This window comes from Micromonospora sp. NBC_00860 (assembly GCF_045207375.1).
Lineage (GTDB): Bacteria > Actinomycetota > Actinomycetes > Mycobacteriales > Micromonosporaceae > Micromonospora > Micromonospora vinacea.
In genome coordinates, this window is the sequence record NZ_CP108825.1 from 4,565,684 (window position 1) to 4,591,456 (window position 25,773).

At 71.6% G+C, this 25,773-nt stretch carries 20 protein-coding genes; 6 read left to right on the plus strand and 14 right to left on the minus strand.

Features of this window, described 5'->3' with window-relative positions:
• Nucleotides 1-9: 9 nt before the first annotated feature.
• From OH804_RS20875 to pcaF, 6 genes are all read right to left on the minus strand, one after another.
• Entirely contained in the window at nt 10-1,596 is a 1,587-nt protein-coding gene (locus tag OH804_RS20875) for an amino acid permease (RefSeq protein WP_196921572.1), read from the minus strand.
• A 279-nt stretch (nt 1,597-1,875) separates the two neighbouring features.
• Entirely contained in the window at nt 1,876-2,640 is a 765-nt protein-coding gene (locus OH804_RS20880) for an MBL fold metallo-hydrolase (protein ID WP_406058976.1), read from the minus strand.
• 66 nt (nt 2,641-2,706) lie between these two features.
• Complete coding sequence (locus OH804_RS20885) at nt 2,707-3,207, minus strand: DUF456 domain-containing protein (RefSeq protein ID WP_406058978.1); 501 nt, start codon at nt 3,205-3,207, stop codon at nt 2,707-2,709.
• 189 nt (nt 3,208-3,396) lie between these two features.
• On the minus strand, nt 3,397-5,592 hold the full coding sequence (locus OH804_RS20890; RefSeq protein ID WP_406058980.1) for a putative bifunctional diguanylate cyclase/phosphodiesterase: 2,196 nt from the start codon (nt 5,590-5,592) through the stop codon (nt 3,397-3,399).
• A 4-nt stretch (nt 5,593-5,596) separates the two neighbouring features.
• Nucleotides 5,597-6,409: an SAM-dependent methyltransferase gene (locus OH804_RS20895; protein ID WP_196921568.1), complete on the minus strand. Its 813-nt coding sequence runs from the start codon at nt 6,407-6,409 to the stop codon at nt 5,597-5,599.
• Between the two features lie 110 nt (nt 6,410-6,519).
• Nucleotides 6,520-7,725 carry a 3-oxoadipyl-CoA thiolase gene (pcaF, locus tag OH804_RS20900; RefSeq protein ID WP_406058982.1) on the minus strand — a complete coding sequence of 402 codons (1,206 nt, stop codon included), beginning with the start codon at nt 7,723-7,725 and terminating at the stop codon, nt 6,520-6,522.
• A 106-nt stretch (nt 7,726-7,831) separates the two neighbouring features.
• On the opposite strand from pcaF, the gene OH804_RS20905 reads away from it, so the two are divergent.
• The 4 genes from OH804_RS20905 (at nt 7,832) to OH804_RS20920 (ending at nt 12,071) form a co-directional block, all read left to right on the plus strand.
• A complete protein-coding gene (locus OH804_RS20905; RefSeq protein WP_406058984.1) occupies nt 7,832-8,797 on the plus strand; it encodes a glutathione S-transferase family protein in 966 nt (321 codons plus the stop codon).
• Nucleotides 8,790-9,473 (plus strand): DUF998 domain-containing protein, encoded by a 684-nt coding sequence (locus OH804_RS20910; RefSeq protein WP_196921565.1) that lies wholly within the window; start codon nt 8,790-8,792, stop codon nt 9,471-9,473. Before OH804_RS20905 ends, OH804_RS20910 begins: the two co-directional genes overlap by 8 nt.
• A gap of 168 nt (nt 9,474-9,641) precedes the next feature.
• Nucleotides 9,642-10,934 (plus strand): dicarboxylate/amino acid:cation symporter, encoded by a 1,293-nt coding sequence (locus tag OH804_RS20915; protein WP_406066611.1) that lies wholly within the window; start codon nt 9,642-9,644, stop codon nt 10,932-10,934.
• 69 nt (nt 10,935-11,003) lie between these two features.
• Nucleotides 11,004-12,071 carry an NADH:flavin oxidoreductase/NADH oxidase gene (locus OH804_RS20920; protein WP_406058986.1) on the plus strand — a complete coding sequence of 356 codons (1,068 nt, stop codon included), beginning with the start codon at nt 11,004-11,006 and terminating at the stop codon, nt 12,069-12,071.
• Between the two features lie 48 nt (nt 12,072-12,119).
• Here the strand turns inward: OH804_RS20920 and OH804_RS20925 are convergent, their stop codons facing one another.
• Nucleotides 12,120-15,707, minus strand: coding sequence for an ATP-binding cassette domain-containing protein (locus OH804_RS20925; protein ID WP_406058988.1), 3,588 nt, complete (start codon nt 15,705-15,707; stop codon nt 12,120-12,122).
• Nucleotides 15,708-16,656: 949 nt separating this feature from the next.
• Between OH804_RS20925 and OH804_RS20930 the strand changes: the two genes are divergently transcribed.
• Nucleotides 16,657-17,220, plus strand: a complete 564-nt coding sequence (locus tag OH804_RS20930) for a hypothetical protein (RefSeq protein WP_406058990.1) — start codon at nt 16,657-16,659, stop codon at nt 17,218-17,220.
• A 383-nt stretch (nt 17,221-17,603) separates the two neighbouring features.
• Here the strand turns inward: OH804_RS20930 and OH804_RS20935 are convergent, their stop codons facing one another.
• Nucleotides 17,604-18,443, minus strand: a complete 840-nt coding sequence (locus tag OH804_RS20935) for a GNAT family N-acetyltransferase (RefSeq protein ID WP_406058992.1) — start codon at nt 18,441-18,443, stop codon at nt 17,604-17,606.
• A 5-nt stretch (nt 18,444-18,448) separates the two neighbouring features.
• Nucleotides 18,449-19,702 (minus strand): MFS transporter, encoded by a 1,254-nt coding sequence (locus OH804_RS20940; RefSeq protein ID WP_406058994.1) that lies wholly within the window; start codon nt 19,700-19,702, stop codon nt 18,449-18,451.
• A 112-nt stretch (nt 19,703-19,814) separates the two neighbouring features.
• Between OH804_RS20940 and OH804_RS20945 the strand changes: the two genes are divergently transcribed.
• A complete protein-coding gene (locus OH804_RS20945) occupies nt 19,815-20,405 on the plus strand; it encodes a PadR family transcriptional regulator (RefSeq protein ID WP_196921559.1) in 591 nt (196 codons plus the stop codon).
• 151 nt (nt 20,406-20,556) lie between these two features.
• Here OH804_RS20945 and ispG read toward each other — a convergent pair whose 3' ends face one another.
• The 5 genes from ispG to OH804_RS20970 form a co-directional block, all read right to left on the minus strand.
• Nucleotides 20,557-21,729 (minus strand): flavodoxin-dependent (E)-4-hydroxy-3-methylbut-2-enyl-diphosphate synthase, encoded by a 1,173-nt coding sequence (ispG, locus tag OH804_RS20950; RefSeq protein WP_112588507.1) that lies wholly within the window; start codon nt 21,727-21,729, stop codon nt 20,557-20,559.
• 9 nt (nt 21,730-21,738) lie between these two features.
• Nucleotides 21,739-22,989 carry an RIP metalloprotease gene (locus tag OH804_RS20955; RefSeq protein ID WP_196921558.1) on the minus strand — a complete coding sequence of 417 codons (1,251 nt, stop codon included), beginning with the start codon at nt 22,987-22,989 and terminating at the stop codon, nt 21,739-21,741.
• Entirely contained in the window at nt 22,989-24,200 is a 1,212-nt protein-coding gene (gene dxr, locus OH804_RS20960; protein WP_406058997.1) for a 1-deoxy-D-xylulose-5-phosphate reductoisomerase, read from the minus strand. The genes OH804_RS20955 and dxr overlap by 1 nt, the downstream gene beginning before the upstream one ends.
• 43 nt (nt 24,201-24,243) lie before the next feature.
• Nucleotides 24,244-24,891: a Uma2 family endonuclease gene (locus tag OH804_RS20965; RefSeq protein ID WP_406058999.1), complete on the minus strand. Its 648-nt coding sequence runs from the start codon at nt 24,889-24,891 to the stop codon at nt 24,244-24,246.
• A gap of 127 nt (nt 24,892-25,018) precedes the next feature.
• Nucleotides 25,019-25,471 (minus strand): hypothetical protein, encoded by a 453-nt coding sequence (locus tag OH804_RS20970; RefSeq protein ID WP_406059001.1) that lies wholly within the window; start codon nt 25,469-25,471, stop codon nt 25,019-25,021.
• Nucleotides 25,472-25,773 lie beyond the last annotated feature (302 nt).

The following is a 25,773-nucleotide window of genomic DNA, read 5'->3' on the forward strand; positions in this document are numbered from 1 at the left end:
GGGTGCCGATCAGACCGGGCCGTCGGCCGGCGCCGGGTCGGCCGCCGCCGCGGGTTCCTCGACGGTACGAACCGGACCGGTGAACCACTTGCGGGCCGAGGCGTACCACCAGACGGCGACCAGCAGCAGCACCCCGCCGACGGCGAGTGGCGCGTAGTTCACCGCCGACCAGGTGAACCCGTCGTTGCCGGGCACCCCGGCGGGCACGATCGGCAGCACGAAGTAGACGGCGATGATCGCGATCTCGATCACCGCGATCCAGCCGAGCAGCTTGTACTTGCGGCCCAGCGTCCACGGCCCGGGGACGAACCGGTCGCCCATCCGCAGCCGGAGCGCGATCGGGATGAGGAACGACAGGTAGAGCCCGAGCACCGCGACGGAGACGACAGCGTAGAAGGCGATCGGGATACCGGCGGAGCTCTCGTAGAGCGCCGGCAGGGTCAGCACCAGGCCGGCCACTGTGGCGCCGATGATCGCGTTGACCGGGGTGCCGTTGCGGTCGACAGTCGACCACAGCCGCCAGCCCGGCACCGCACGGTCCCGGCTGAACGCGTACGCCATGCGGCTCATCGAGGTCACGCAACTCATGCCGCAGAAGAACTGCCCGATTGTCGAGATGATGATGACGATCTTGAAGAAGACCGGGGTCAGCGCGGACTCGAAGATCGCGCCGGAGAAGCCGCCCGCGGCGTTGACCGCCTCGACGTCGGTGGCAGCGAAGAGGAACGCCAGCAGCAGGATCCACCCACCGACCGCCGAGTAGAAGATCGACTGCCAGAGTCCGCGGGCCGCCGCCTGAGAGGCACCCCGGGTCTCCTCGGAGACGTGCGCGCAGGCGTCGAAGCCGGTGATCGTGTACTGGGTCAGCAGGAAGCCCAGCGGCAGCACGTAGAACCAGAACGTCAGCCCGCCGATGTCCCCGTCACCGAAGCCGGAGTTGTTGAACCGCTCGGTGAACACGAACTGGAAGCTCTGGTGGTTGTCGGGCACGAAGACCAGGATGGCCACCACGACGGCCGCGCCGGCCACGTGCCACCAGACCGAGACGTTCTGGAGTACGTCGATGATCCGGTGCCCGAAGATGTTGATCAGCCCGTGCAGCACCAGGATGATCACGAAGAGGACGAACGCCTGACGCAGCGTCCCGGCCCAACCGTCGAAGAGCGCCGACAGGGTGAGGTTGAGGAACGTCGCGCAGCCGTAGTCGACCGAGGCGGTGACCGCCACCAGACCGATCAGGTTCAGCCAGCCGGTGAACCAGCCGTGCACCGGACGGCCCATGGTGGCCGCCCACCAGTAGATCCCGCCCGCAGTCGGGTACGCCGACACCAGCTCCGCCATGCAGAAACCGATGATCAGGATGAACAGCGAGATCAGTGGCCAACCCCAGGAGATGGCGACCGGCCCGCCGTTGTTCCACGCCTGACCGAAGGTGGTGAAGCAACCGGCCAGAATCGAGATGATCGAGAAGGAGATGGCGAAGTTGGAGAAGCCACTCCACTTGCGGCGCAACTCCTGTTTGTAGCCGAGTTCAGCGAGCCGTCGGGCATCCTCGTCCATCGGTTGCTCGGCGGTCGGCACGGGCGTCGTGGCCACTGCACACCTCCCTGAGGTGGTTCCGCGTGCGAGTGGGCAAAGTGTCGTCCCGGCCGATCAAGGCGGTCAATACGTAGTCGGTGGGAATCTCACCGACGTCGCGGCTAATTGTGTTGCCACCCGGGCCACCCCGGCCGCATCCTTAACCACGTGACCAGCCCGTTCGCGACGGGCCTACCCGGGCACTCGGACCGCCCGGACCGCGGCGGCGCGGGGCACAGCCTCTCTCTCAGTACGGCGATCCGCCGTGCCCGACAAGTGCCCCGCGCCCCCGACCCGTCAGGACGGGACCTGACGTCCGGCGGGCAGATCGACCAGCAGGCCCGACCGGGCCACGGCGACCGGACCGCCGTACGCCCGCCGTGCCGCGGCGACCGCCGCGTCGGGGTCCGTGCCCGGCCACAGGTGCGTCAGCAGGACCGCACTGGTCCGTGCCGCAGTGGCGTAGCGACCCACCTCGGCGGCGCTCGACAAGAATCCGACATGCCGGTCCGGGATCTCGTCGACATACGTGGCGTCGGCGATCAGCAGGTCGGCGTCGCGGGCCAACTCGACGAGCATCGGGCTCGGCCCGGTGTCCCCGGTGTAGGCCAACACCGTTCCGCCAGCGGAGAAACGCACACCGGCGTTCGGCACCCAGTGCGGCAGTGACCAGGTCCGCACGGCGAACGGGCCGACATCGAAGTTGTCGCCGGGGCTGAACGCGTGCAGTCGGTACGCCGTGTCGACGAGCCCTGACTCGTCGATCGCGAGCAGTGCGTCGAGGCCGCCGGTCGGCGCGTACACCGGCAGGGCCGGCGCGGAGCGGTCGGACAACACCCGTGCCCGCAGCAGTGGCTGGAGGTCGGCGCAGTGGTCGGGATGGCCGTGGCTGACGTACACCGCGTCGACAGCCGAAGCGGGCAGCCGGGTCAGCAGCGGTTGCACCGTCGCGTAGCCAGGATCGATCAACAGCCGAAAGCCGTGGTGCTCGACCAGAAACCCCGCACACCCCTGTTCGGCGGAGGGCCAGGCACCACGACCGCCGAGCACCACGACGCGCATGGGACCGACCCTAGCCGCAGTGGCTCCGCCGCCCCGCCCCGAACTCGTCCGACCGAGAGCGGCGGGTCACGTCATCAGCAGACCGGCCACCCACAGTGCGGCAATGATCAGGCCGGCGGCGAACTCGACAAGCATCGACAGGCCGGCGGCCTTCAGAGCCTGCACGGTGGACGGCCAGGCCAACTGGTTGCTGCCCAACCGGAGGCGTTCGGCCGCCCACACCCCGGCCACGAAGCCGAGCACCAGGCCGACCACCGGCACCACGAAGAACCCGATGATGCCGAGCACCCCGCCGGCGAGCAGCGTGGAGGTCGGCACACCGGTGCGCTTCAGGTTCCGGCCCGGCCACGCGTACTTGATCACGGCGCCGCCCCCGGCGACCACTGTGGCGGCGGCGAACACCGCCCAGCCACCCAGGCCGGCGCCGCCGAAGACCGCCCAGAGCAGCACGCCGCCCCAGCACAACGGCAATGCCGGCAGGCCGGGCACCACCACTCCTGCCAACCCGGCCAGGATGGCCAGCCCGGCCACCACTGTCACCGCCGTCTGCGAGTCCGTCAGGTCCACGTCGCCACCTTCCGTCGCCACCCTCCGGACCGGAACGGTCCCCCGCTCCGCCGCGCGCCGTCGCTTCGCGCCACGCTGCTGTGCCGACTGGTTCGCTCGCTGCGCTCGCTCACGCCAGCACTCCGCTTCGCTCCGTGCCGTCGCTTCGCGCCACGCTGCTGTGCCAGCCGGTTCGCTCGCTGCGCTCGCTCACGCCGCCGCCGCCCCGCCGCCGCGCAGCCGGGCGGTGATCGCCTCGGCCGGCGCGGGCGCGCCGAAGTACCGGCCCTGCCCGGTGTCGCAGCGCAGCGCCCGCAGCCGTTCCGCCTGCACGCCCGTCTCCACCGCCTCGGCTGTGACCCACAACTCCAACGCGTGCGCCAACCGGACCAACGCGTCGACGATCCGTTCGTCGCGGTGGTCGGCTGCCTGGTCGGTCCCGTCCGCGCGGATGCCCTCGACGAACGGGCCGGCGAGCTTCAGGCAGTGGATCGGCAACCGACGCAGGTACGCCAGATTGGAGTACCCGGTGCCGAAGTCGTCCACGGCCAGCCGGACGCCGAGCGCGGCGAGCCGGTGCAGGCTGCGCAGGGGTTCACCGGCGCTGCCCATCACGGCGCTCTCGGTCAGCTCCAGTTGCAGCAGCTCGGCGGGCAGCCCGCTGGTCTGCAACGCGTCGGCGACAGTGTCCACGATGGCCGGTTCGTCGGCCTGCCGGGCGGCCAGGTTGACGCTGACCACCAGCCTGGCGTCCGGGAACTCCCGCCACCACCGTTCGGCGTCGGCGCAGGCCTGCCGCAGCACCCACTCGCCGAGCCGGACGATCAGGCCGGTCTCCTCGGCCAGGCCGATGAACCGGTCCGGCCCGATCAGGCCCAGCTCCGGGTGCTCCCAACGGACCAGCGCCTCCACGGCGAGCATGGTCCCCTCCAGCAGCGACACGATCGGCTGGTAATGCAGCACGAACTCGCCCCGGTCCAGTGCGGCGGGCAGCCCGGCCACCAGCGCCGATCGGGCGATGTCCCGGGCGCCGCGCTCCGGGTCGTAGACCGCCCACCGGCCCCGACCCGCCGCCTTGGCCCAGTACAGCGTGGTGTCCGCCGCCTTCATCAGCTCGGACGCGGTGGTCTCCGAGGCGGGACAGTGCACGATGCCCACACTGGCCGAGACTGCCAACTGGTGCTCACCGACGTGGACCGGGGCGGCGACGGCGGCCAGCGCGGCCTCCGCGACGGCGACCGGGTCGTCGGTGTCGTCCCCTCCGTCGACGAGGATCACGAACTCGTCGCCCCCCATCCGGGCGACCAGGTGGCCGTGGTCGGCCACGCACGCGGCCAGCCGCCGGCCGATCATCACGAGCAGTCGGTCACCGAGGTCGTGGCCGAGGCTGTCGTTGATCGCCTTGAAGCCGTCCAGGTCGAGGAAGCACACCCCGACCCGCTGGCCGACGCCCGCAGTGTCGAGCACCCGCCCCAACGTCTCGAAGAACAGCGTCCGGTTGGGCAGCCCGGTCAGCGGGTCGTGCAGCGCCTGGAAGCGCAGCCGCTGCTGGAGTTCGTACCGCTCGGTGATGTCCTCGATCATCGCGACGGTGAATCGGGGTCGCCCCTCGTGTCGGATCAGCGAGACGGCCAGGTCCGTCCAGACCACGCTGCCGTCCTTGCGGTGGTAGCGCTTCTCCACCCGGGCCGCGTCGTGCTTGCCCTCGATCAGCTCCTGGTAGAGCTCCCACATCCCGGCGGCGTCGTCGGCGTGGAACAGCGCCGCCACGTTGATCTCGCGCAACTCCTCGATCGTGTAGCCGAGCATGTCGGCGAACGCCTGGTTGACGTCGATGATCCGGCCGTCCACGCCGGCGATCCCGATCCCGATCGCGGCACCGGTGAACACCGCCCGGAACCGCGCCTCGCTCTCGCGCAGCGCCTGCTCGACCTCGTCGCGCGCCTGCCAGGCCGACCGGGCGATCCGCTCCTGCTGGCTGAAGGTGCGGTCGCGCAGCGCGCGGGCGAACCCGGCGGCCACGCCGCCCTGCATCGCCGCGATCCGCTCGGCGAGATCCGCCGGCCGGTCACCGTCGCCCAGGACCCGCCGCCCGAAGGTCGCACCGAGCGCCTGCAGCGTCCACTCCAGGGCCTGCGGCTCGGTGAGGTGCGCCTCCACCAGGGCCCGCCCGACCTCCTCGGCCGGGCGGGTGGTGAACGGCTCCGCCCGGACCGCCTGGGCCAGCCGGATGGTGTGCGCCAGCAGCAGCCGCTCGGTCTCGGCCACGCTGAGTGGCACGAAACCGAGGCGGCGCACCGCGCGCGCCCAGTCGGCGGCGTACCCCTGAGGGTCGGCCCGGCCGGCGACGACCCCGGCGGGGTCCCGGCCGGCATCGACCCCGGCGGGGTCCGGGACGGCGACCACGGGATCAGCCGGCGGGCTGGTCGTACCGGGCGACGCCCCCGAAGGCGCCGAACCGCTCCGGGTGCTCGTCCACGTCGGACGGTGAGTCGGGGCGCCAGAGCGGCATGTGCACCACTCCCGGCTCCAGCACTGTCCAGTCGCCGAAGAAGCCGGTGACCTGCGCCCGGGAGCGCAGGGTGATCTCGGTGGCGGTGCGGGCAGAGAGCCGCTGGGCGTCCAGCATCTCCTGCGGCTGGTCCTCGAATGTGGAGTGCGAGACGACCAGGAAGCTGCCCGGCGCGGCGGCGTCCCGCAGGGTGGCCAGGATCGCCTCGGGTCGGTCGGCGTCCGGGATGAAGTGCACCACCCCGGCCAGCAGGATGCCCATCGGTCGGCTGAAGTCGATCAGGCCGAGCCGTCGGGTCTCGGCGAGGATCCGCTCCGGCTCACGCAGGTCGGCGTGGATGACCCCGGTCAGCTCGTTGCCGGCCAACAGCTCCCGGCTGTGCGCGACGGCCACCGGGTCGATGTCGACGTACACCACGCGGGCCTTGGGGTTCACGCCCTGCGCCACCTCGTGCACGTTGCCCACTGTGGGAATTCCGGAGCCGATGTCGAGGAACTGGTCGATGCCGGCGTCGAGCAGCACCCGGACGGCCCGACGCAGGAACTCCCGACCGGAACGCATGGTGGCGGCGAGATTCGGGGTCATGCTGGCGATCTGCTCGGCCAACTGCCTGTCGATCTCGAAGTTGTGCGCCCCGCCCAGGAAGTAGTCGTACACCCGGGCCGCGCTCGGCCTGGTCAGATCGATCTCGGTCGGCAGTCCGTCCGGCATCAGTGTGCTCCCCAGTTCATCGCCGCGGCGCGGGACGGCACCGGCGAATGGGCGTGCCCCGGGCACGCGCGAGCACCGGTCGACCCGCGGGTCGTGTGGTGTGGACCACTCTAGGCGGCTGACTCCAGCAACAGCGAGATGCCTTGACCAACGCCGATGCACATGGTGGCCAACGCCCGCCGGCCACCTCGACGGCGCAATTCCAGCGCGGCGGTCAGCGCCAGCCGCGCGCCGCTGGCACCCAGCGGATGCCCGAGCGCGATGGCCCCACCGTTCGGGTTGACGTGGTCGGCGTCAACGGGCAGCCCCAGCTCCCGCAGCACCGCCACGGACTGCGCGGCGAATGCCTCGTTCAGCTCCACCACGTCCACCGCACCCAACTCGACGCCGACGCGGTCGAGCAGCTTGCGGGTGGCCGGCACCGGGCCGATCCCCATGATCCGGGGCGGCACACCGGCCGCCGCCGCGCCGACGATCCGGGCCAGCGGGGTCAGGCCGTACCGGGCGACCGCCGCCTCGCTGGCCACCAGCAGCGCCACAGCGCCGTCGTTGACGCCCGAGGAGTTGCCGGCGGTCACCGTGCCGCCGTCGCGGAACGGGGTGGGCAGCGAGGCCAGTTTGTCCAGCGAAGTCTCCCGGGGATGCTCGTCGACCTCGACCAGCCGGGTCTCCCGACGACCGGCCGGCACCGACACCGCCACGATCTCCTCGGCGAACCGGCCGTCGGCCTGCGCCTTGGCCGCACGCTGCTGCGAGCGGTACGCGAAGGCGTCCTGCTCGGCGCGGCTGACGCCGTACTCGGCGGCCACGTTCTCCGCCGTCTCCGGCATCGAGTCGACCCCCCACCCGTCGCGCATCAACGGGTTCACCAACCGCCAGCCCAGTGTGGTGTCGTACACCTCGGCCGAGCGGGAGTACGCCGACGTCGCCTTCGGCATGACGAACGGCGCCCGGCTCATGCTCTCCACCCCGCCGGCGATCACCAGCTCCGCGTCCCCGGCGACGATGGACCGGGCGGCGGTGGCGAGCGCGTCCAGGCCCGAGCCGCAGAGCCGGTTGACAGTGCTGCCCGGCACCTCCTCGGGCAGGCCGGCCAGCAGCGCCGCCATCCGGGCCACGTTGCGGTTGTCCTCGCCGGCCTGGTTGGCGCAGCCGAGCACGACGTCGTCGACCCGCGCCCAGTCCACCGACGGATGACGGGCGACCAGTTCACGGATCACGTGCGCGGCCAGGTCGTCGGGGCGGACGCCGGCCAGCGCGCCCGCGTACCGGCCGATCGGGGTGCGGACACCGGCCACCAGGTATGCCACGGTCATCGCGAGTCCTTAGGGGGTGCAGACGGCGGGGGTGGGGCACGCCCACCGGGTCACGAGGGCTGCTGGCCGCCAGGATATCCGCGCCCGTAGCGGATAGGTTGACGGCATGGCCCGGGCCCAGTTCAGCGCAGAGACCAGCGGCGGCGGCGCGTTCGTCCGCCAGCCGAACCGGTTCACCGGTCGGGTCACCGCCGACTCCACCTCGCCACCCGGTGGCGGCCCGGACGAGCAGGACCGCTGGCCGCTGGAGGCCGGCCGTTACCGGCTGATCTGGTGCCGGGCCTGCCCGTGGGCACACCGGGCGAGGATCGTGCGGGGCCTGCTCGGGCTGGACGACGCGATCTCGCTGGGCACCGTCGACCCGATCCGGGACGAGCGGGGCTGGGCGTTCGCCCTCGACCCGGACGGTTTCGACCCGGTCCTCGGCGTGAGCTTCCTCTCCGAGGCGTACCTGGCCACCGACCCGGACTACACCGGCCGGGTGACAGTGCCGGCGCTCGTCGACACCCTGACCGGCCGGGTGGTCACGAACGACTATCCGCAGCTCACCCTCGACCTCTCCACCGAGTGGCGGTCGCTGCACCGCGCGGAGGCGCCGGACCTGTACCCGGTCGAACTGCGCCCCGAGATGGACGCGCTGATGGCCGAGATCCACACCGACGTGAACAACGGCGTCTACCGCTGCGGGTTCGCCACCTCCCAGGCGGCGTACGACGAGGCGTTCCGGGCGCTCTTCGCCCGGCTGGACGCGCTCTCCGAGCGGCTGGCCGGGCAGCGTTACCTGATGGGTGACGCGATCACCGAGGCGGACGTGCGGCTGTTCACCACGCTGGTCCGCTTCGACGCCGCGTACCACGGGCACTTCAAGTGCAACCGCAACAAGCTGACCGAGATGCCGGTGCTGTGGGCGTACGCCCGCGACCTGTTCCAGACGCCGGGTTTCGGCGAGACGGTGGACTTCGACCACATCAAGCGGCACTACTACGGCACACACCGGGAGATCAATCCCAGCGGCATCGTGCCACTCGGGCCGGACGAGTCGGGCTGGCACACGCCGCACGGGCGTGGCTGAGCAGGGTCGGCCGGCCACCCCGACCGCGCCGAGGGCCCGCGGCGACGTCGCCCGCCGGGTCGCCGGGTCCGCAGCGGCCGGCTGCACCCTGGCCGGTGCGCTGGCGGTGACGCTCGCCGTGGTCGCCGGTCCCGGTCCAGGGTTCACCGGGTACGTCAGTGAGGCGGGCATCGCCGGCAGCGCCCACGCTACGACGTACCGGATCGGGATCCTGGCCCTCGCCGGCGCGTTGCTGCTGATCGGCGCGGCGCTTCCCCCCGGGGTGTGGGCGGCGGCCCCGGCGCTGCTCGCCGCCGGGGCCGTGTTCACCGCCGTGTCCGGGGCGGTGACCTGCTCCGACGGCTGCCCGTTGCCACCGTTCGAGCGCGCGACGACGGCGGACCTGGTGCACGGCGGCGCGAGCATAGCGGCGACCGCTGCCGTGGTCTTCGCCATGATCACGCTGGCGGTCTCCGGGTCGGCCGGCCTCACGGTGCGCCGGCTGGCCGGCGCGGCCGCCACGCTGGCCCTGCCGCTCTGCGCCACTGTGGGGCTGGCGATGCTCGTCGTCGGCCGGGGTCCGGTGGTGGGGGTGCTGGAACGGCTGATCCTCGCCCTCGCGGTGCTGTGGGGCGTGAGCACCGCCACCGCGCTGGCTCTCTGTAAGGAGCCTCACGCCGTCCGGTCCTTCCGATGAGCGGGAATCGGCGTAACGTCGGCCAGCGATGACCAATGTCTGGGGCCTCACTGTCCGCCTGTATGTCGATCTCCGACTGCAGGCCAGTGGCATCTGTCCGGGCTAGCCGCGTTCCCACGCCTGCCCCGATCGGACCGGACAATTGGATACATCTCAATGCCCTTCAGCCTGCGCAAAATTCCCTTCTCCGTGCAGATCCTGCTCGGCCTCGTGCTCGGCGTCGCGCTCGGCTTCCTCGCCCGCAGCAACGACCTGAGCTGGCTGACCAGCACCCTGCACACAGTCGGCAGCCTCTTCGTCCAACTGCTCAAACTGGCCGTGCCGCCACTGGTCTTCACCGCCATCGTGGTCAGCGTGGTCAGCCTGCGCGGGGTCGCCAACGCCGCCCGGCTCGCCCTCAAGACCCTGCTGTGGTTCGGCATCACCGCGCTGATCGCGGTGAGCATCGGCATCGGCCTCGGCCTGCTCACCAACCCCGGCAAGGGCGTGACCCTCGACCTGGGCGGAGCGGCCCCGCCGAAGAACACCGGCTCGTGGACCGACTTCCTCACCGGCATCGTGCCCACCAACCCGGTCGGCGCGTTCGTCGAGGGCAACGTCCTCCAGATCGTCTTCCTCGCCATCGTCATCGGTGCCGCGGCCCTGCTGGTCGGCGACGCCGCCGAACCGTTCGTGGCGCTCAACCGCTCCCTGCTGGAAATCGTCCAGAAGGCGCTCTGGTGGGTCATCCGGCTCGCCCCGATCGGCACACTCGGCCTCATCGGCAACGCCGTCGCCTCGTACGGCTGGGACCTGCTGGCCCCCCTCGCGAAGTTCACCACAGCCGTCTACGTCGGCTGCGCCATCGTGCTGTTCGTGGTCTACCCGCTGGTGCTGATCCTCGCCGGCCGCCTCAACCCGCTGCGCTTCTTCGCCGGCGCGTGGCCGGCGATCGAGCTGGCCTTCGTGTCCCGCTCCTCGGTCGGCACCATGCCGGTGACCCAGCGCTCCGTCGAGCGTCTCGGTGTGCCCCGCGAGTACGCCTCGTTCGCGGTGCCGTTCGGCGCCACCACGAAGATGGACGGTTGCGCCGCCATCTACCCGGCCCTCGCCGCGATCTTCGTGGCCCAGGTGTTCGGCGTGGACCTCGGCATCGGCGACTACCTGCTGATCGCCTTCGTGTCGGTGGTCGGCTCGGCGGCCACCGCCGGCCTGACCGGCGCGATCGTGATGCTCACCCTGACCCTCAGCACGCTGGGCCTGCCGCTGGCCGGCGCCGGCCTGCTGCTGGCCATCGACCCGATCCTGGACATGATCCGCACCGCCACCAACGTCGCGGGGCAGGCCCTGGTGCCGACGGTGGTCGCCGCCCGCGAGGGCACCCTCGACCGCGCCGCGTACGAGTCCGCCGGCCGGCGTGACCTGACCGACCCGGAGCCGGTCGCCGACACCCGGCCCGAGCTCACCCCCGTTCCTGCCTGACCGGTTCACCAGTACGGCGACGGGCCCCTCTCCCCGGGGGCCCGTCGCCGTGTCGGAGAGGATGACCCCATGAGTTCCCTGTTCACTCCCCTGGCCCTGCGCGGGGTCACAGTGCCCAACCGGGTCGCCATGGCGCCGATGTGCCAGTACTCCGCCGGCCCCGACGGCCTGCCCACCGACTGGCACCTGATCCACCTCGGCAGCCGCGCGGTGGGCGGCGCCGGCCTGGTGCTGACCGAGGCGACCGCCGTACTTCCCGAAGGCCGGATCAGCCCCCAGGACACCGGCCTCTGGTCGGGTGCCCACGTCGACGCCTGGCGGCCGGTGACCGCGTTCGTCGCCGCCCACGGCGCGGTGCCGGCCGTGCAGCTCGCGCATGCCGGCTTCAAGGCCTCCACCTACCGGCCGTGGGCGCCCGAGCGCGGTGGCGTGCCGGACGCCGAAGGCGGCTGGACGCCCGTCGCCCCCGGTTCGGAGCCCTTCACCACCGGCTACCGGACACCGACCAGCCTCGACGAGGCCGGCATCGCCGGTGTGGTCGAGGCGTTCGCGGCCGGCGCCCAACGCGCGCTGGACGCCGGCTTCGCCGCCGTGGAGATCCACGCCGCCCACGGTTACCTGCTCAACGAGTTCCTCTCGCCGCTGACCAACCACCGCACCGACGCGTACGGCGGCGACCGGGCCGCCCGGATGCGACTCACACTGGAGGTGGCCCGCGCGGTCCGTGCCGCGGTCGGCGAGGACGTGCCGGTGCTGACCCGGATCTCCGCCACCGACTGGGTCGACGGCGGCTGGACGATCGAGGACAGCGTGGTGCTCGCCGGCGAGCTGGCCGGCGTCGGCGTCGACCTGGTCGACGCGTCCTCCGGTGGCGTGAGCGTGGACCAGCGCATCCCGCTCGGCCCCGGCTACCAGGTGCCGCTGGCCGCCCAGATCCGCCGCGAGGCCGGCGTGTCGACCGGCGCGGTGGGCCTGATCGTGGAGCCCGAGCACGCCGAGCAGATCGTCGCCAGCGGCGAGGCCGACCTGGTGCTGCTGGGCCGGGAGTTGCTGCGCGACCCGTACTGGCCGCGCCGGGCCGCCGCGAAGCTCGGCGTCGCGTACTCCGGGCCCGCCCAGTACGCCCGCGCCTCCTGATCCCGGCCGGTCGGGCGGCCGCTCACGCGGCGGCCGTCCGACCGTCGGTCAACCCGCCAGGTGCGACCAGTCGCCCTCCAGGTCCTGCCAGGTGCCCTGGGCCGCCACAGTGCCGCCGAGCAGAACCACCACGTGGTCGGCCCGGACCAACGCGGCACGCTTCGCGGTCGAGCCGACCACCGTCACCCCGTGGCCGCGCAACGCCTGCCACAACGCCAGCTCGGTGGTGACGTCCAGCGCCGACGACACGTCGTCGGCGACCAGCAGTTCGGTACGCGGAGCCAACGCCCGGGCCAACGCCAACCGCTGCAACTGCCCGCCAGAGAGCCGGGTGCCCTTGTGCCCGATGAGCAGGCCCAGCCCACCACCGGCGGCGGCCAGGTCATGGTCGAGCTGGGCGGTGCTGACCGCCCCGGCCGCGTCCACCTGGTGCCCGAGGGCGATGTTGTCGGCGACAGTGCCGGACAGCACCCGGGGCAACTGACCGACGTAGCCCACCTGGTTGGGACGCAGGAACAGCTCCGGCTCGGTGACCGGGTCACCGTTCCAGGCCAGCTCGCCGGTGTGGTGCACGATCCCGGCCAGCCCGCGCAGCAACGACGACTTGCCCGACCCCACCGGCCCGACGACCAGCACCAACTGCCCCCGCTGCACGGTCAGGTCCACGTCCCGGACGGCCACCGTCCCGTCGGAGTGCACCACCCCGAAGCGACGCAACTCCAGCCGGCGCAGCGGATGCCGCGGCGGCATGGTCGGCGCGGGCGCCGTCCCGGCCGTCAGGTCGACCTCCGGCACCCCCGCGGAGTACGCGCTCACCCCGGTCATCGCCGCCGTGCGCCGGGTCCAGACCCGCGCCGAGGGCAACTGCGAGATCAACGACGCCGTCGTCCAGGCGAACCAGCGGGCCGCGCCCAGGGTAGAGACGGCCACCAGCACCGCCCCGGCGGAGAGCGAGCCGTTCAGGTAGAGCGCCCACGCGCCGATCGGCAACAACCCACTGGCCATCGACGGCGTGGAACGCGCCCACACCTGCACCGAGATCTCCCGCCGCTGCCGGTCGCTGCGCAGCACGTCCAGGCCCGCCAGGTGGCGCAGCACCGCCGTGGTCGCGCCGGCGAGCTTCACCGTCCGCGCCGCGGAGAGCGCGGAGACCAGCGCCGTGGCGAAGGACGCCCGCGCCGCCACCGTCGCCCGGGCGGCACGCTCCAGCTTCGGCCCGAACAACGTCGCGGCCAGCCCGGAGACGACCATCGTGCCGAGGAAGAACAGCCCCGGTACGACGCTGCCGGTGACCGCCGTCATGGCGACCACGAGCACCAGCGCGACGGTCTGGTCCAGCACGTTGTCGGCGAGCTGGACCACCCGCTCGGTGTCCCCACCCTGCGCCACCACCTCCGCGGGGGTGTGCGAGCTGACCCGACGCGGCCCGGTCTGGCCGTGCACCAGGCGAAGGCCGATCCGCAGCATCTGCCGCACCCACCACTGCGGAAACCAGACGTGGGTGTAGAACGGCAGCGGCAGGGTCACCAGCAACCCGGCGACGATCCCCACCGCCGGCAGGTACGGGTTGCCCGTCCCGTCGACCAGGTCCGCCCAGAGCCAGGGCAGCACCGGGCCGTCCAGCCCCAAGAGGCTGAGCCCGAGGAACAGCACGATCGCGGCCGCCCCGTACCGGGGGTCGTTGGTGCAGAGGCGGAAGATCTCCCGCAGCGTCCGGGCCGGCGGCACCGGCGGCAGTGGCGGCGGGTCGGCCCGGGTCGGCGCGACCGCGCCCTGCGTGCCGTCCGACGGTGTCGCCGGCTCGGCCCGCGTGGGTGCCGGCTCGGTCGGCCAGGCGGCGGCCTGCTCGTCCGCCGCGACCGGCCCGGCCCGCGTCGGCGCCGGCTCGGTCGGCCAGGGGTCGGCCGGGCCGGGCCCGACCAGCAGGTCGGTGCCGACACCGGTGCGGCCGGCCGGCGCCACCGTCGCGTACGCGGCGGCGTGGCTGGTCGCCAACAGTTCGGCGAAGCGCGTCGACGTCTCCAACGGACCGGCCTCGACCACCGCGCCGTCGGCCAGGACGACCACCTCGTCACAGCGGCGCACCGAGGAGAGTCGGTGCGCGATGACGATGCCGATCCGGTCGCGCAGCAGGCGTTCGGTGGCCCGCTGCACCCGCGCCTCGGTGACCGGGTCCAGCCGTGCGGTGGCCTCGTCGAGGATCACCACGTGCGGCTCCCGCACCAGGATCCGCGCGAACGCCACCAACTGCTCCTGACCGGCGGACAGCACATGCCCGCCCTCCCCCAGCCGGGTCGTCAACCCGTCCGGCAGCTCGGCGATCCAGCCGGCCAGGCCCAACTCGTCGAGCGCCCGAGCCGCGGCGTCGAGCAGTTCCGGGTCGAAGAGCGCCACGTTCTCGGCGAGCGTGCCGGCCAGGATCTCGGTGCGCTGCGGCACCAACGCCACCCAACGGCGCAGCTGCTCGACGTCCAGGTCGCACAGGTCGGTGCCGCCGAGGAAGACAGTGCCCGGCGGCACGTCGACCGCCCTGGTGAGCACCTTCGCCAACGTCGACTTGCCCGAACCGGTCCGCCCGATCAGCGCGTACGAGCGACCACGGGCGAAGGTGAGGCTGAGCCCGCGCAGCGCGGCCCCCCTGTCACTCTCCCCGTACCCGAAGGTCAGATCCCGGATGCGCAGGTCACCCTCGCTGGGACTGGCCCCGCCGACCGGCTCCTGCCGGGCCTGGTAGAGCAACTGCACCCGCGCCCACGCGCCGAGCGCCTCCTGGATCTCCGGCACCATCCGGCTGACGTGTTCCGCGGTCGCCCCGAAGGCCAGGGCGAGCAGCCAGATGGCGGTGAGCCGGGCGGCGTCGATCCGGTCGGTGGCCAACGCCCACGCCCCACCGAGCACCACCACGCCGATGCCCGCCCGGATCGTCGCGGTGGCCACCGTCGCCACCCGGGCGGACAGCACCCAGACCACCAGGCCACGGGACAGCACGGCGGAGGCCCGCCGGGCGTACAACCGCAGCACGTACGGCCGCGCCAGACTGGTGCGGACGTCGTCCTGGCCGTGCACCGCCTCCTCCATCACGGCCGCCAGGTCGGACCACGCCTCCTCCTCGGCCATCCGCGCCGGGCCGATCCGCGCCGTGGGCCGGCGCAGACCGACCGCGAGCACCACAGTGAGCAGCAGCATCGCGATCCCCGCCGGCCACCACACGAACAGCGCCACGACCATCGACAACAGACCGACGCAGAGGCCCTGGGCCAGCCGGGTGCCCTGGTTACGGATCGCCGACGCCACCTGGTAGACATCCCCGTCGATCCGGTCCAGCAGCTCACCCACCGGGGTGGTCTCCAGGGTCGGCAGGTCCTGCCCCAGAGCGACGCGACAGAGCCGTCGACGCACGTCGGCCGACCAGTCGGCGGTCAGGCCGGCCATCAGCAGACTCACCGCGAGGTCACTGAGGACCACGGCGACCAGAGCCGCAGCCAGCACCGCGAAGAAGCCAGCCGAACGATGCACCAACACCGCGCCGGCCAGCGCCGACGCGCCCGCCTGCCCTGCGGCGCCCAACACGATCAGGACGGCCACGATCGTCATTCGGCGGGTCGACGTGTCCCACAGATCACGGAGCAAGCGCATGGAAAGTCCTCCGGGACGTGGGTGGCGGAGACCTCAGCCTGCCGGCACCAAACCGCCAACTCAACCGATTTTCCGGTCCTGAGCAGGGCATCCATCGGTTCAGGCAGCAGCGGCGGCGGACCTGCTCGACGCCGCCCAATGCCTGAACCAGACCCTGGGACACCGAGCCGGCGGTTCCCGCGTCAGCGCCGCCAGCGGCCGACCAGCGCGGCAACGGCCGGGGCATGGCCGGCGCGGTGGGCGCGGGTCACGGCCGACGGTTCGGGCAGTCCGCCACGGTGGGCAGATCAGGGCCGACTAGCTCGGTCAGAGCCGGAAGACCTGGCGGTGCAGCTGACCCCATAGGCGTTTTGACCGATTTGATGCGACCTATCCACTCGGCGACACCCTCGGAGTTCTTGGTCGACTCGGGTTCCTTGATGTCGCGGTGTCCGGGCGTCCCGGATGCCCCGACTTCCGTGAACCCGAGTGGATCACCCCGGTGAGGGGCGGATTCACGCCGTAGGCCGCGTGCCCGTGTGGGCGGTTTGGTCACTGGTGGGCGGTGTGGGTTGTGACCGGGTGCACCGGTGGGCTGGAATCGTGGGCGGGCGGGGGTCGTTACATACCCTGACGATCGCAGCACCACGACCCGCCACCCGGGCCCGCACGGGGTTGGGATCGCAGGTCGCGCAGGTTGGAATGCCAGCCTCCGCCCGGTCGTTGCAGTCCCCACGAACGACCGCAGGCACCGCCACCACGAGGGTGCCGATGGATGGGCCAAACCCCGGAATCACCCCGGCCCGCCGGTCGTTACACAGGGTCCCGGCGCCACGAGCCCCCCGGCTCGCGAGGTCGCCGACCCCCCAGACTTTTCCCCTTTGTACGTGCAGCGCCGGACGAGGTGCTCACACCCTGCCGCCGCCCCCTTGGTGGTTGGGGTGTTCCTACCCCCGAAGGAGCTACCCCCATGAACACGATCTTCCGTAAGAGCATGCTGTCTGTTGCTGGTCTCGCGTTCGCCGGTGGTGTGTTCGCCGGTCCGATCGCCGCCCACGCCGCCACCCCGGTCGATGCCAAGCCCGTCGCCGTGGCCGTGCAGACCAACGCGCCGAAGCCGCAGGGCGAGCAGTCCCACATCAGCCTCAACGACGAGCAGACCGCCAACGTCAAGGCCATCATCGCCGCCACGAAGAAGGCCGGTCTCCCCGAGCGGGCCGCGGTGATCTCGATCGCGACGAGCCTGCAGGAGTCGAAGCTGGAGAACCTCGGCCACCTCGGCGATATGAACGACCACGACTCGCTGGGCCTGTTCCAGCAGCGCCCGAGCTCGGGTTGGGGCACCCCGGAACAGATCACCAACCCCGAGTACTCGACCACCGCGTTCCTCAAGGGCCTCAAGCAGGTCGACGGGTGGCAGGACATGCCCCTGACCGACGCCGCGCAGACCGTCCAGGTCTCCGCCTACCCGGACGCCTACGCCCAGTGGGAGCAGCAGGCCACCGACCTGGTCGCCCAGCACTGGAACAGCTGACCCACACCACAGCAGAACAGCACGACACCGACCGCTGGCCGGCACCCGCAACCCGGGGTGCCGGCCAGCGGCATTCCTGCTGCCACCGATCGCCAGCCGCCACCCGCCACCCGCCGTTCTTCGGTCGCCGACCGCCGTTCGCCACACGCTGGCCGCTGTCAGCTGACCGCCGTTCGCCATTCGTTGGCCCGGCCGCTCACGGCCTGCCGCCGGGGCTGGGGACGCCGATCTCTCCCAACGGAGGCGGATGGCGTCGACCAACCGGAGCCTGCCTACAGATCTTGGACACTTCCCGTTCCGCGTGAACGGAAACTGTCCAAGATCTACAGAGATAGGGGCACCCGCACTGCCGGGACAGGGCACCCGCACCCACCCCGCAGCGGTCAGAAGAGGACGGTGGCCAGGGTGCCGATCGGCTGGAAGCCGCAGCGCTCGTAGACGCGGCGGGCCGGGAGGTTGAAGTCGTTGACGTACAGGCTGACGGTGGGGGCGACCCGCAGCAGCGCGTCGCGGACCACCGCTGCCATGGCGGCGCTGGCGATCCCCCGGCCGCGCCACTCCGGTGCGACCCAGACGCCCTGGATCTGCGCCGTGCGCTTGGTGACCACGGCCAGTTCGGCCTTGAACACAACCTTGCCGTCGACGATGCGGGCGTACGCGCGACCGGTCCGGACCAGGTCGTTGACCCGTCGGCGGTAGCTGCGTCCGCCGTCCTCGGCCAGCGGGGAGACGCCGACCTCTTCGGTGTACATGGCCACCGCCGCCGGGAAGAGCCGGTCGACCTCGCCGGATCGAACCTGGCGTACCTCCGGGTCGGCCGGTACGGGTGGCAGCGTGTCGGTGACCAGCAGTGGCTGGTTGGGGCGGACGTCTCGCGCTGGCCCCCAGGTGTCGGAGAGTCGGTCCCAGAGCCCGAGTACGGCGTCGGCCCGGCCGACGATGGAGGAGCAGAGCCGTTCCTCGCCGGCGAGCAGGTCGGCGAAGGCAGCCACCGCAGCGTCGCTGGCCAGCACCGGGGTCAGGTTGCCGCCGAGCCAGCAGAGTGATTCGAGGTTGCGGCGGGCCCCGTACCCCAGGATTCTGCCCTCGGCCCGCCACCAGGAGAGTCCGCGCGCGGCGATCCGCTCGGCGACCTGCGCGCCCGCGAACGGGTCATGGTCGAGCAGTCGCTCGACCGCGCGGCGCTCCGATTCCCCCAGTTGGCGTACCGGCACCGTCAGCACGACTATCAGCCTGCCAGATCGACCCCCCGCTCCGCCGGTCGAGTGACAAGGCCGGCACAGGCTTCACGGGGCGGCGTCCGCCCGGCCCACCGGACGACCGGGGGCACCAGGGCTCCGAGCAGGAGGAACAGGGCACCGAGTACGAGCCAGCCCGGTACGCCCCAACCGAGGGCGAGGGTGGTCACCACCACCGGTGCGAGCATCTTGCCCAGTTCGTAGCCCATGCCGTACGCCCCCTGGTACTGCCCCTGGGCGTCCGCTGGTGCCAGCCCGAAGGAGATTCCCCAGCCGGCGGCGGAGTGCCACAGTTCCCCGGTGACGTGCGCGACCGCCCCGAGGCCGAGCAGGCTCACCGCGCCGGCGGTGGGAAGCTCGCCGCTGGCGGCGAAGAGTACGCAGGCCAGGGCGATGGCCACGCCCGCTCGCCGGGCGGCGCGGGCGGCTCCGGGCACTGTGGCGGCGGTGTTCGCGGCGCGTACCTGGAGGAGTACCACGAGCACCGTGTTGACCAGCGTCAACGCGGAGATCATCCAGGCGGGGGCCCGGGTGTGACCGGCGATCCACAGCGGCAGGGCGATGGTGAGCAGGCTGAAGTGCATCGACATCAGCCCGTCGACCACTGTGAAGGCGAGGAACGGGCGGTCCCGTAGGGCGATCAGCCGAGGGCCGTGCGTGGGCGCGGCGACCGGGGCGACGGCGGGCAGTCGGAGGAAGACCACCGCTGCGGCGAGTGACGTCGCCGCCGAGGCCAGGATCAGCGCGACGTACCCGGCTCGGGTGTCGGCGGCGATGGCGAAGCCGCCGAGGACGGCGCCGACGGAGATCCCGACGTTGGTGGTGGCTCGCAGGTACGCGCGGGTGCGGACCCGCTGGTCGGCCGGGATCGCTCCGGCGATCAGCGCGCCGCGGGCGCCGCGCTCGACCGCGTCGGCGAGCGCGGTGGCCGCTCCCACCAGCACGAACGTGGGGAACGACCGGACGGTGATCAGGCCGATGGTCAGGGTGCCGGCGACGAACAGCGCACCGACCTGCACTCCGCGCGGGCCGACACGGTCGGCCAGGTAGCCGCTCGGGGTGCTGGCCAGCACGCCGACCAGGGCCGAGATGGTCAGCCCGATGCCCACCTGGGTCGCCGACAGGCCGACCGACCGGGTGAGGAAGAGCGCGCTGGCGACGAGCCAGAGGCCCCTCCCGACGGTCTTGACCAGGGTGCCGAGGGTGAGGACCCGGGCCGGGCCCGGTGCGGGAAGCAGGCGCATGACCGACACCCTAACAAGACGTACGTACGGTTTGGTAAATCAGAGTTGTCGCCGATGCATTGCCGATATATCGTTGATGCATCAGCGATAGTCCTACGGAAGGAAGAACCCGATGAGGTTCCACCGACAGCACCACCCGATGCACGAGGCCCGGATGCGGGGGTTCGGCTTCCCGCCGGTCCCGCCCGGTCCGCACGGCGGCCACGAGCACGGACACGGCGGCCCCTGGGGCGGCCGAGGCCGTGGACGGGGTCGGGGCCGACGCCCCAACGTCCGATCCTCCGTGTTGGCCCTGCTCACCGAGCGGCCAATGCACGGCTACGAGATGATCCAGGAGATCGACTCCCGCACCGGCGGTGCGTGGCGGCCGAGCCCAGGCTCGATCTACCCCACCCTCCAGCTACTGGAGGACGAGGGAGTGATCGTCGCCAGCACCGAAGAGTCCGGTGGTGGGCGGAAGCGGTTCACTGTCACCGAGGCCGGTCAGGCCGAGGCCACCGAAGCCGCGCAGACCCCGCCGTGGGCGGACGTCGCCCAGGGCACGGTGAGTAGCTGGCACGACATCCGCGACTCCGGCGCGCAGGCGATGAACGCCCTGCGCCAGGTCATGATGAATGGCACCGACGACCAGCGCGAGCGGGCCGCCCAGGTGCTCGACGAGACCCGGCGCAAGCTGTACGCGATCCTCGCCGAATCCGAGTGACGCCAGCCCGCGCCACAGCGCCACAGCGCCACAGCGCCACAGCGCCACAGCGCCACAGCAAGATCAGCACAAACGCACAGCGGCCGTTCCCCGCACGGGGAACGGCCGCTTTTTCCAAACGGAAAAACGGCCGCTTTTTCCAAACGGAAAATCAGTGCACTGTGACGGTCGGGCCGGTGACCAGACCGCGCAGCTCCTCGGGGAGCTCGGCGCCCATCTCGTCGGCGATCCGCAGCGCCTCCTCGATCAGCGTCTCGACGATCTGCGCCTCGGGCACCGTCTTGACGACCTGACCCTTGACGAAGATCTGGCCCTTGCCGTTGCCGGAGGCGACCCCGAGGTCGGCTTCCCGGGCCTCGCCCGGACCGTTCACCACGCAGCCCATGACGGCGACCCGCAGCGGCACCGGCAGCCCTTCCAGGCCGGCGGTGACCTCCTCGGCGAGCTTGTAGACGTCCACCTGGGCCCGCCCGCAGGACGGGCACGAGACGATCTCCAGGCCCCGCTCGCGCAGACCGAGGGACTCCAGGATCTGGTTGCCGACCTTGATCTCCTCGACCGGCGGGGCGGACAGCGACACCCGGATCGTGTCGCCGATCCCCTCGGCCAGCAGCGCGCCGAACGCGACAGCCGACTTGATGGTGCCCTGGAACGCCGGCCCGGCCTCGGTGACGCCGAGGTGCAGCGGGTAGTCGCACTGCTCGGCGAGCTGCCGGTACGCCCGGATCATCACGACCGGGTCGTTGTGCTTGACCGAGATCTTGATGTCACGGAAGCCGTGCTCCTCGAAGAGCGAGCACTCCCACAGCGCCGACTCGACCAGCGCTTCGGCGGTGGCCTTGCCGTACTTGCTCAGCAGGCGCTTGTCCAGCGACCCGGCGTTGACGCCGATCCGGATCGGCACCCCCGCCGCCCCGGCGGCCCGAGCGATCTCCTTGACCTTGTCGTCGAACTGCCGGATGTTGCCCGGGTTGACCCGGACCGCCGCGCAGCCGGCGTCGATCGCGGCGAAGACGTACTTGGGCTGGAAGTGGATGTCGGCGATCACCGGGATCTGCGACTTCTTGGCGATCGCGGGCAGCGCCTCGACGTCGTCCTGGGACGGCACCGCCACCCGCACGATCTGGCAACCGGACGCGGTCAGCTCGGCGATCTGCTGGAGGGTCGCGTTGATGTCGGAGGTGAGGGTCGTGGTCATCGACTGCACCGACACCGGCGCACCACCACCCACCGGGACCGAACCGACCATGATCTGGCGGCTGGCCCGACGGGGAGCGAGCGGCGGGGGCGGCACGGCTGGCATACCGAGACTGATAGCTGTCACTTCAGGCACTCACCTTGAGAAGAGCGTGATGGGGTTGACGACGTCCGCGGCGATGGTCAGCAGCGTGAACGCGCCGCCGATCAGGATCACCACGTACGTGAAGGGCATCAGTTTGAGGTAGTCCACCCGGCCTGGGTCGGTCCGGCCGATCCGCGCGTAGACCCAGGAGCGGGCCCGTTCGAACCAGGCGATGGCGATGTGGCCGCCGTCCACCGGGAGCAGCGGCAGCAGGTTGAACACGCCGATGAAGAAGTTCAGCGACACGAAGAGCATGAAGAAGACCAGCCAGGCGTTGTTCTCCACCGCCTCGCCGCCGAGCCGGCTGGCGCCGACGACGCTGATCGGGGTGTCGACGTCCCGCTCGCCGCCGGTCAGGGCGGTCCACAGGGCGGGGACCTTCTGCGGGAGGCGCTGGAGCGCCTGGGCGGTGCCGACGGCCAGCTGACCGGTGAAGTCGGCGGTGGCGCCGAAGGCGCCGACCGGGCCGTACGTCACACGGGTCGGGGTGCTCGGGACGAGCCCGACGCCGAGCGCGGCGACCGGCGCGGCGGCGCCGTTGGGGTCGTTCAGCGGCGGACGCTGGGTCTGCGCGAGCACCGTGCTGGTGGTGGCCGACTGCCCGTCGCGGACGTACGCGATCTGTGCGGTGTCGCCCGGCTTGAGCCCGCGCAGCGTGGTGAGCAGGTCGCCGTAGGAGTTGATCGGGGTGCCGTTGACCGAGGTGATCCGGTCCCCGTTGCGCAGTTGCCCCTGGGCGGCCGGGCTGGCCGCGTCGGCGGGGGTGCACGCCCGCACCGCGTTCTCCGGGACGACGCACTCACTGAGCTGGATGACGGCCGGCTCCTGGCGGGCCTGCGCGTCCGTGGTCGGGAAGTCGGGGTTGGGCAGGCCGGCGGAGACGGCGAGGATCCAGATCGTGACCAGGGCGAGCGCGAAGTGCGTGATCGACCCGGCGGCCATCACGATCGTCCGCTTCCAGACCGGGTAGCGCCACATCACGCGTGACTCGTCGCCCGGCTCGACGTCGTCGTCCTGCGGCGTCATCCCGACGATCTTGCAGAAACCGCCGAGGGGAATGCCCTTGAGGCCGTACTCGGTCTCACCCCGCCGGAACGACCAGATGGTGGGGCCGAAACCGACGAAGTACTTGGTGACCTTCATCCCGAACATCTTGGCGGTCAGCAGGTGACCCGCCTCGTGCAGACTCACCGAGATGAGAATGGCCAGGGCGAAGAGGACCACCCCGAGCAGGTACGACATCAAGCTCCTTCCACCGAACCCGCGATGATCTCCTGCGCGTGCGTGCGTGCCCACGACTCGGCCGCGAGCACGTCCTCGACGGTACCTGGTTCGTCGAAGTCCGGAGCCTCCTCCAACACCCGTTCGAGGGTGTCGACGATGCCGAGGAACGGCAGCCGGCCCGCCACGAACGCGGCCACGCACTCTTCGTTCGCCGCGTTGTAGATCGCCGGCCGGCAGCGCCCGGTCTCCCCGGCGGCCTTGGCCAGGGCGACGGCCGGGAACGCCTCGTCGTCGAGCGGCGCGAACTCCCAGGTGTGCGCGGCCGTCCAGTCGACGGCGGAGGCGGCCTCGGGCACCCGGTCCGGCCAGCCGATGCCGAGCGCGATCGGCAGCCGCATGTCCGGTGGGCTGGCCTGGGCGATCGTCGACCCGTCGACGAACTCGACCATCGAGTGGATCACAGACTGCGGGTGCACCATCACTGTGATGTCGGCGTAGGGCACGTCGAACAGCTCGTGCGCCTCGATCACCTCAAGGGCCTTGTTGACCATGGTGGCCGAGTTGATCGTGACGACCGGACCCATGTTCCAGGTCGGGTGCGCGAGCGCCTGCTCGGGTGTGACCTGCGTCAACTCGTCGCGCCGCCGCCCCCGGAACGGGCCACCGCTGGCCGTGACGATCAACCGGCGCACCTCACCGCGCGTCCCGGAGCGCAGGCACTGCGCCAGCGCCGAGTGCTCCGAGTCGACCGGGACGATCTGCCCCGGCCGCGTCACAGCGGCCTTGACCAGCGGGCCGCCGGCGACGAGGGACTCCTTGTTGGCCAACGCGAGAGTACGACCACCGCGCAGCGCGGCCAGCGTAGGAGCGAGGCCCAGCGAGCCGACCACCCCGTTGAGCACGATGTCGCACGGCCACTGGGCCAGTTCGGTCATGGCGTCGGGGCCGGCCACGATCTTGGGAAGCTTGAAGTCTCCGGTGGCCCACCCGCGCCGGCTCGCCTCGGCGTAGAACGCGAGTTGCAGGTCCTGCGCGGCGGACGCCTTGGCCACCCCGACCGCCTCGACGCCCAGTTCGAGGGCCTGCGCGGCGAGCAGTTCGACGTTGCCGCCGCCGGCACCCACGGCGACCACCCGGAACCGGTCCGGGTTACGCCGGACGATGTCGATGGCCTGGGTGCCGATCGAGCCGGTGGACCCGAGCAGAACAAGGTCGCGGGGGGAAGTCACCCGGCCATTCTCTCCCACCGTCACTGAACGCCCGCTGGGAGCCTCAGCCCTCCCCGTCCGCCGACGCTTCCGGCAGCGCCTCCTCGCCCAGCAGGTCGGCCGGATCAATGGAGAACTCGAACGGCTCCCGCATGACGAAGCGCGTCCCGGCCGCAGCGGCAGCCACCGGCCGGTACTCCCCCTCGGTCAACTCGTACAAGGCGATGGTGGGCACCCGATTGCGCAGGTCAACCCGGAGGAAGAAGGGCACGCGGGCGGCAGCGTACTCACGCGGGCGGTCGATGATGTCCTTGCGCCAGTTTCCGGGCGAGACGATCTCCCCGAGAAGCACAGCGTGCCTGATGTCCATCGTCGTTCGACCGCCGCCGGGAGCGTCGAGAATGACGATGTCCGGGATGAAGAGATCCGGACCCGAGACGATGTTCGTCTCAAGATAGAGCCACAGCTTCGCCCGACGGGCCGCCTGCTTGAGGAGATAGGCGAGGCCCAGCTCCGCGTCCTGATGGTCGTACCCGGCATGTGGTGTCACGATCACGCTTCCGCTCAGGACCTCAACCTTGGGGCCGTTGGTCTCCGGCAACAGGTCGAGGGCGAGCTGCGCGGTCCACGGCTCGTCGTGCCACCGCAGCACGTCGAACGACGGCTCGGTGTGCTGCGGCGCCGGTTCCGGCGCGAACGCTGCCTGGGCCATCCGGGCTCACCCCCTCAGCGGACCATCCTGCTCAGCTCAGCCTAGTCGCGCAGCCCTCCGCGGCACGGCATCGCACACGCGGTGCGACAGATCGAGATATCGGCCTGGCCCCGGGTGCTGGCGGCGTTCAGGCCGGGGCGACGCAGAACACGACGTCGAGGTAGTCGGAGCGTTTTGTCCAGTTCGAGTAGTGGTAGTCGATGAAGCCGGGCGCCTGGGCCTCGCACACCGCGTCGGCCTGCGCCTCGTCGACGACGACCTGTTCGATGCGAGCCAGCACCCGCCATGTCCCGCGATCGCACGGGGCGATCTTGTACACCACGCTGGCCGTGTCACCGGCGTTACGCACACACTGCCCGGCCTGCACGAACTGCTCATCGCCGTTCGCCTTGGCGGCGGGGGTGGCGACGGTCGGGCTCGCTCCCGCGCTGGGCTTCGCCGTTGGCGTGGCGCGGGAACCGGCCCATTCGATCACCTGGAACACCACGCCCACGATGCCGGCGATCGCGGCAGCGGCACCCAACCAGGGCAGTAGGGCACGCAGCGGCCGGCTTGCGGTGGACCCGGTTTCGTCATCCATTCTCGCCTCCGACCCGTTGTGGTGCAGCCCTCCGCGGTCGCGGCGCCGATCCACCCTCCACATTGACAGGTCGCCACGAGGCACGTCACGCACCCTGGATCGCCAACAGGGGGCCGCACGATCTCCGCTACCCACCCTGTCGAACCAGGCCAACGGCCGTCCTCGGCGATCAGGACCGGTCCGAACCGTCGGCGGTGGCGTCGGATGTCCGACTGACGCCACTCGCCGGCGATCGACTCGGGCTTACGGAAATCGGGGCGTCCGCGGCATGCGGACACCCCGACTTCACTGAAACCGTGCTG

What these genes read in the sequence shown, in the direction of transcription:
- OH804_RS20880 (WP_406058976.1), bottom strand. Translation starts at nt 2,640, where the DNA reads ATGCGCGTCGTGGTGCTCGGCGGTCGTGGTGCCTGGCCCTCCGCCGAA.
- OH804_RS20895 (WP_196921568.1), bottom strand. Translation starts at nt 6,409, where the DNA reads ATGCCGGACGGACTGCCGACCGAGATCGATCTGACCAGGCCGAGCGCG.
- pcaF (WP_406058982.1), bottom strand. Translation starts at nt 7,725, where the DNA reads ATGACCGTGGCATACCTGGTGGCCGGTGTCCGCACCCCGATCGGCCGG.
- OH804_RS20905 (WP_406058984.1), top strand. Translation starts at nt 7,832, where the DNA reads ATGGCCCGGGCCCAGTTCAGCGCAGAGACCAGCGGCGGCGGCGCGTTC.
- OH804_RS20920 (WP_406058986.1), top strand. Translation starts at nt 11,004, where the DNA reads ATGAGTTCCCTGTTCACTCCCCTGGCCCTGCGCGGGGTCACAGTGCCC.
- OH804_RS20925 (WP_406058988.1), bottom strand. Translation starts at nt 15,707, where the DNA reads ATGCGCTTGCTCCGTGATCTGTGGGACACGTCGACCCGCCGAATGACG.
- OH804_RS20930 (WP_406058990.1), top strand. Translation starts at nt 16,657, where the DNA reads ATGAACACGATCTTCCGTAAGAGCATGCTGTCTGTTGCTGGTCTCGCG.
- OH804_RS20940 (WP_406058994.1), bottom strand. Translation starts at nt 19,702, where the DNA reads ATGCGCCTGCTTCCCGCACCGGGCCCGGCCCGGGTCCTCACCCTCGGC.
- OH804_RS20945 (WP_196921559.1), top strand. Translation starts at nt 19,815, where the DNA reads ATGAGGTTCCACCGACAGCACCACCCGATGCACGAGGCCCGGATGCGG.
- OH804_RS20955 (WP_196921558.1), bottom strand. Translation starts at nt 22,989, where the DNA reads ATGTCGTACCTGCTCGGGGTGGTCCTCTTCGCCCTGGCCATTCTCATC.
- OH804_RS20965 (WP_406058999.1), bottom strand. Translation starts at nt 24,891, where the DNA reads ATGGCCCAGGCAGCGTTCGCGCCGGAACCGGCGCCGCAGCACACCGAG.
- OH804_RS20970 (WP_406059001.1), bottom strand. Translation starts at nt 25,471, where the DNA reads ATGGATGACGAAACCGGGTCCACCGCAAGCCGGCCGCTGCGTGCCCTA.